The 5,647-nt window shown below is 51.0% G+C and carries 6 protein-coding genes; 5 read left to right on the top strand and 1 reads right to left on the bottom strand.

Going from position 1 to position 5,647, the window contains the following annotated elements:
• Positions 1-54: 54 nt before the first annotated feature.
• Positions 55-1,221, bottom strand: a complete 1,167-nt coding sequence (locus tag MVD07_RS07525; protein WP_297500337.1) for a methyltransferase — start codon at positions 1,219-1,221, stop codon at positions 55-57.
• Between the two features lie 72 nt (positions 1,222-1,293).
• Here MVD07_RS07525 and trm14 point away from each other — a divergent pair, with 72 nt between their 5' ends.
• The 5 genes from trm14 to MVD07_RS07500 form a co-directional block, all read left to right on the top strand.
• Positions 1,294-2,391: a tRNA (guanine(6)-N2)-methyltransferase gene (gene trm14, locus MVD07_RS07520; RefSeq protein WP_297500334.1), complete on the top strand. Its 1,098-nt coding sequence runs from the start codon at positions 1,294-1,296 to the stop codon at positions 2,389-2,391.
• A gap of 125 nt (positions 2,392-2,516) precedes the next feature.
• Positions 2,517-3,635 carry a phosphate ABC transporter substrate-binding protein PstS gene (pstS, locus tag MVD07_RS07515; protein ID WP_297500331.1) on the top strand — a complete coding sequence of 373 codons (1,119 nt, stop codon included), beginning with the start codon at positions 2,517-2,519 and terminating at the stop codon, positions 3,633-3,635.
• A gap of 50 nt (positions 3,636-3,685) precedes the next feature.
• A complete protein-coding gene (pstC, locus tag MVD07_RS07510) occupies positions 3,686-4,606 on the top strand; it encodes a phosphate ABC transporter permease subunit PstC (protein WP_297500340.1) in 921 nt (306 codons plus the stop codon).
• A complete protein-coding gene (gene pstA / locus MVD07_RS07505) occupies positions 4,593-5,429 on the top strand; it encodes a phosphate ABC transporter permease PstA (protein WP_297500328.1) in 837 nt (278 codons plus the stop codon). Before pstC ends, pstA begins: the two co-directional genes overlap by 14 nt.
• The coding region (locus MVD07_RS07500) for an ATP-binding cassette domain-containing protein (RefSeq protein WP_297500325.1) at positions 5,426-5,647 on the top strand (222 nt) is incomplete at its 3' end. The genes pstA and MVD07_RS07500, both read left to right, overlap by 4 nt.

Below are 5,647 nucleotides of genomic sequence, written 5' to 3'. Positions count from 1 at the left end.
CGAACTTCGATCATACTTTATCACCTTACAAGCCGGAGTTAGATGAACCGGATTTTAAAAGGTTTGTTTCAGAGTCCGTTTAATGAACAGAAGGAGGAATGCCGAGAGCAGAGAAAGGCCAACCCTAATCAGCCCGGCGAGTTTAAAGGCATCCCACCCGTAAGCGATTCCGAAGGCCCACCAGGGGTCCCACTCAGCTATGAAAAGGTAGGCCAGAATAATCCCGGCGACGTTTCTCGTCTTCCTGTAAACGACTGGGTACAGGAGGACGAACAGGATGAGGTCGCCGAGTGGGGGCATCTTCCCCGCGTTGAAGAAGTAGCTGTCGTAAACGAAGAGGAAGAGCGGCGGAACAATCAGCCAGAGCCTTCCGCACGGAGCTAAAACCTCAATTGGGAAGGCAACGAAAACGGAGAAGGTGTAGATAGCGAAGAGCAGGTAGGCGAGGAATATCAAGGCAACGGATGTTTGAACGTGAAAGCCGTGAAAGCTCCCCGCTTGAAGCTGGAGGAGCGGACTCGGAAGAGAGAGGGCCGAGGCAAGTAGGAAGCTCTTCCAGATTCCATCCCCTCTGAAGCCGAATTCAGCCCTTATTCCCAGGGATTTTGATATGAGAAGGGCGAAGCCGATGGTCAGGACGAGGAGAACGCCTGCCCGGATGAAGAATTCAACCGTGTAGCTATCAACGAAAAGCGCCTTGAGGCCGTAGAGAGTAAAATAACCGAAGAGGAAAACCGAAAGAACCAGAAGAATTCTGCCGGGACAGGACTCAGCCCTTGGCAAAAACCTGCCCCTCGTCTCCATGAACTCCTCGTATTCTTTGCCCCAGTACTCCAAGAGCTCCCTCTCCTCCATCTCGGCGAGCTTTTCCCAGAGGGGAACCATGAGGAGCGAGGCAACCATTCCGGGAACGCTGGCAAAGAAGAGGGCAATCCCAAAGTCGAGGAACATGAAGGCCGAATAGAAGGGGTGCCTAACGAAGCGGTAGGGGCCGTCCTTGAGGAGCTTTCCGAAGTCCTCAGGTCTGTCGTGCTTTTTGGGAAAGAGTGAGTGGACGTAGATAGCTATCCCGCCGGAGATGAGCATGATGGCCAAACCGGTAAAGCGCATAAACTCTCCGGTCGTCCCCGTTATGGCAGGATAATAGACTAACGCGGAGATAACCGGAATCGTCGAGAAGACCAAGAAGACAAACCTCCTGAAGCGCCAGGAGCCCTCCATAGGGAAAAGTCCCCTTCAGAATATTTAAGGCTTAGCCCAAAGCCTTTTAAGAGAGACCAAAAAGCGCCAATCATGAGGCTTTTACTGACGACCTCTCAGGGAATCGAAGATCTGGCCGGTGCTGAAGTTCGTTCATTGCTGGACAGAATTGGAGTTCCGTTTCGAGTGGAGGAGAAGCCTTTGGGCGTTGAGGGTAGGGTTTCAGCCGAGATTGGAGAAGCTTTTTACACCGACGAGAAGGGCAGGAGACGGAGGATGAGCATTCCAACCTACCTAAACGAACGTTCAAGGCTCCTACACAGGGTCATAGTCGAGATAGCGAGCGAGCGCTTTGAAGGGATAGGCAACGAAGAGCCCGAGGTTGCCCTGAGGAGAATCGAGGACTTCGTGGCTTCACTCCCCGTCGAGCGCTTCATCAAGGTGAGCGAGAGCTTTGCCGTGAGGTCTTTTCGGAAGGGGGAGCACAGGATAACGAGCGTTGATGTTGCCAAAACAGTCGGGAAGGCGATATTCGAAAGGATGGAGCGCTTTGGAAAACCCAGGGTGAACCTCGACCACCCGGCGGTAATCTTTCGCGCAGAGCTCATAAACGAGGTCTTCTTTATCGGGATCGATACTACAGGGGATTCATCACTTCACAAGAGGCCCTGGCGCGTTTACGACCACCCGGCACACCTCAAGGCCAGCATAGCCAACGCGCTCATAGAGCTGGCCGAGCCCGATGGGGGCTCTTTCACTGACCCGTTCTGCGGAAGCGGGACGATTCCCATTGAGCTTGCCCTGAGGGGCTATCCCGGGAGGGTAATCTGTCTTGAGAAATATAGGAAGCATCTCCGCGGGGCGGAGATGAACGCCTTCGCGGCAGGGGTGCACGAGGGGATTGAGTTTATCCTAGGTGATGCGACGAGGCTGAGCGAATACGTTGATAGAGTTGATTTTGCCGTCAGCAATCTCCCCTACGGCCTCAAAATCGGGAGGAAGAGAGCGATTCCAAAGCTCTACATGGACTTCTTCGGCGAACTTGCCAAAGTCCTCGAAAAGCGCGGTGTCTTCATAACAACGGAGAAGAGGGAGATAGAGAGAGCCATAACCGAGAACGGCTTTAAAATCAAGCACCACAGGCTCATAGGACACGGCGGGCTGATGGTTCATACATACGTGATTGGGTAAACAACTCTATAGAAACTATAAATAACATACAGATATTTAGAGTTATATAAAAGCATGACCTAAACTATATTCTATTGCGACAAAATTTATAATTAAACCGAGGGAGATGCCCACCGGTGGGACCTATGAAACAGGTCATAGCTTTGTCCGTGCTTTTTCTACTGGTCGCCACAGTAGCAGCCAGCGGATGCATAGGGCGGAGCAGCACTGCACTCACTTCAAGCAAATCAACCCAAACCATCATACGCACCACAGGCGCCACATTTCCCATGTATCAAATTCAGAAATGGATTAAGATTTATCAGAGCTCCCACCCCAACGTTAAAATTGAATACCAAGGGGGAGGAAGCGGATACGGTCAGGAAACGTTTCTAAAAGGGCTTACTGACATCGGCCGAAGCGACCCCGCTGTCAGCGCCGAGATGTGGAAAAAATTTCTATCAACGGGGGATCAGCCCCTCCAGTTCCCGGAGATAGTCGGTGCTGTTGTTGTAGTGTACAACGTGCCTGGAATTGGAACAGGGTTAAGGTTAAGCCGGACCGTTCTTGCCAAAATATTCCTTGGAGAAATTCAATACTGGGATGACCCGTCTATCAAGAGCCTCAATCCAAGCTTAAAGCTCCCCCATAAGAGGATAATAGTCATCCACAGAAGTGATGCCAGCGGAACCACGAAGATATTCACCACATACCTCAGCCTCATAAGTAGCGAATGGGCCAAGAAAGTTGGAGCAGGTCTGGTAGTAAACTGGCCGGTTGACAGGCTCGGAAGGGGATTGGCCGGGAAGGGCAACCCCGGGGTTGTGGCCATACTTAAAAACACCCCCTACAGCATAGCGTACACGGAACTCTCCTATGCTATAAAAGACAACCTGACGGTTGCGGCCCTACAAAACAAGGCGGGAAACTTCGTTCTGCCAACGAACACAACCATAAAATCTGCAGTTTTAGCTATTAAATCCTACATCCCCTCACCAACCGAGGGCTATAAAGAAAACCTCACACAGCTCCTAGATGCGCCGGGGAAGAACTCCTACCCGATAGTCGCCTTTACTCACCTCCTTGTGTGGGAGAACAAAGATGGGAAGCACTACAGCAAGGAGAAGGCCGAGGCAATAAAAGCATTTCTGGAGTGGATCTTCACCGAAGGACAGAAGCCCCAGAACCTCGCGCCCGGCTACGTCGGCCTACCGAAGGAGGTGGCAGAGATCGGCCTTAAAGCCGTTGACATGATCAAAACCTGAGTTATTCCTTTTTTATTCATAGAAAATCGGGAAGTGATAGCATGGAAGCAATGAGGAAACTGGATATGTTTGACATAATATCCTTCCCCGTAATCCTAGTAATATTCCTGCTCTTTGCTGGAATGCTCTTTGTGTTTTTCAAAAACGCCCTTCCTGCACTGGAACATTTTGGAATAGATTTGTACATCAAGAACATCTGGCAAGCCGCCTCAGTTCCGCAGAAGGAGGTATACGGTATAGCCGCGGCCCTCTGGGGAAGCTTTTACACGTCCCTCATTGCGATCCTGATTTCCCTTCCCATATCAGCCGCGTTTTCTGTCTTTATCGTTGATTACGCTCCCAGGGGACTGAAAAACACCCTCGCAATACTCTCCGACGTGATGGCTGGCCTGCCCACCATAATATACGGTATATGGGGGGCCTTTATCCTGGTGCCGTTCCTGAGGCACTGGGTCATGGAACCCCTCTACAGGTATTTTTCATTCATCCCCTTCTTCCACTATCCTCCCGTTGGGGGATACAGCTACTTCTCTGCTGGAGTTCTTCTGGCAATAATGATCACCCCCTTTGTCTCAGCAATTATACGCGAGGCATACCAGATGATCCCCTTTACATACAGGGAAGCGGCATACGCCGTTGGGGCCACCAAGTTTGAGGCCACACGGATACTACTTGGCTACATCAAGCCAGCGGTGGTCTCTGGGATAATCCTGGGGTTTGGAAGGGCAGTTGGGGAGACCATAGCGGTGAGTCTCGTCATAGGCAACACGTTCAACCTGACTTACAAACTCTTCGCACCGGGGTACACCATCTCCTCACTCATAGCCAATCAATTTGGCAACGCTTTTCTTTACACCTATATGACGTCCACCCTGTTTGCCGCTGGCCTAGCACTCTTCGCTATAGGGCTTACTGTCAACATAATAGGGATTCACATGCTCAGGAGGTGGGAGAAGAATGTTCAGGTTTAATCCCAACCGAAAAGCAGTGGAAAAAGGTTTTCTGTTTACCATCGGCCTCCTTACAGTGGTCGCCGTGCTCCCCCTCTTTTACATACTATACACCGTAACCCTGAAGGGACTGCCGGTGATCCTGAAAAGGGGAACCATATTTTTTACTGGGACGTTCTCGGAGGGGGGTATAGGTCCTGCCATAGCAGGAACCTTCCTTCTGACGTTCCTGTCGAGCTTAATCGGGGTACCCCTCGCACTGATGGTGGGTATGTACTCCTATGAAAACCCGAGAAGTGTGTTAGGGAGGTGGACTAAGACCCTTCTCGAAATAATGATGGAGTTTCCCACGATACTGGTGGGAATTTTTGTCATGGCAGTTCTTGTCATTCCTATGGGGACATACTCAGCTATAGCAGGTGCTTTCGCCCTAGTTATAATCCTCCTCCCTTATGTTGCCGTCTACACCCACGAGGCCATGAGAGGGATACCCTTCACATACAAAGAGGCAGGCTACGCCCTAGGCCTTACAAGAATCAAGGTGTTATTCAGAATACTCGCCCCGATGGCAAAGCGGGGAGTGCTGACAGGCGTTCTAATAGGCATTGCAAAGGCCGCAGGGGAGACCGCTCCATTGCTGTTCACCGCTGGGGGGCTCTACGAGAGCTACCCCACATCGATAACCAAACCCGTGGGCACCATTCCCCTCCTGATATATCAACTAATCCAGAGCCCAAGCCCTCAGGATCACGCGACCGCATGGGGTGCCTCACTCGTCCTGATGGTGATTTTCATCGCCGTTTTCATCCCCCTAAGGATGAGCCTTAAGGAGGTGAAACTGTGAACTTCGCAATAGAAACTGTTGACCTGAATGTTTACTATGGCAAGAACCACGTAATAAAAGATGTTAACCTACAGATTCCAGAGAAGGGCATTTTCGCTCTTATGGGACCCAGTGGCTGTGGAAAGAGCACGATGCTCAGGACTTTCAACAGGCTCCTTGAGTTGAAAGAGGATACCCGGGTCGAGGGGGAAGTTCGTCTCTTTGGAAAGAATATATAC

Origin of the sequence: Thermococcus sp. (assembly GCF_027008145.1) — an archaeon.
GTDB lineage: Archaea > Methanobacteriota_B > Thermococci > Thermococcales > Thermococcaceae > Thermococcus.
Note: the sequence above shows the minus strand (reverse complement) of the source record. Positions and strands in the feature narration are given on the sequence as shown.

What these genes read in the sequence shown, in the direction of transcription:
- MVD07_RS07525 (WP_297500337.1), bottom strand. Translation starts at nt 1,221, where the DNA reads ATGGAGGGCTCCTGGCGCTTCAGGAGGTTTGTCTTCTTGGTCTTCTCG.
- trm14 (WP_297500334.1), top strand. Translation starts at nt 1,294, where the DNA reads ATGAGGCTTTTACTGACGACCTCTCAGGGAATCGAAGATCTGGCCGGT.
- pstS (WP_297500331.1), top strand. Translation starts at nt 2,517, where the DNA reads ATGAAACAGGTCATAGCTTTGTCCGTGCTTTTTCTACTGGTCGCCACA.
- pstC (WP_297500340.1), top strand. Translation starts at nt 3,686, where the DNA reads ATGAGGAAACTGGATATGTTTGACATAATATCCTTCCCCGTAATCCTA.
- pstA (WP_297500328.1), top strand. Translation starts at nt 4,593, where the DNA reads ATGTTCAGGTTTAATCCCAACCGAAAAGCAGTGGAAAAAGGTTTTCTG.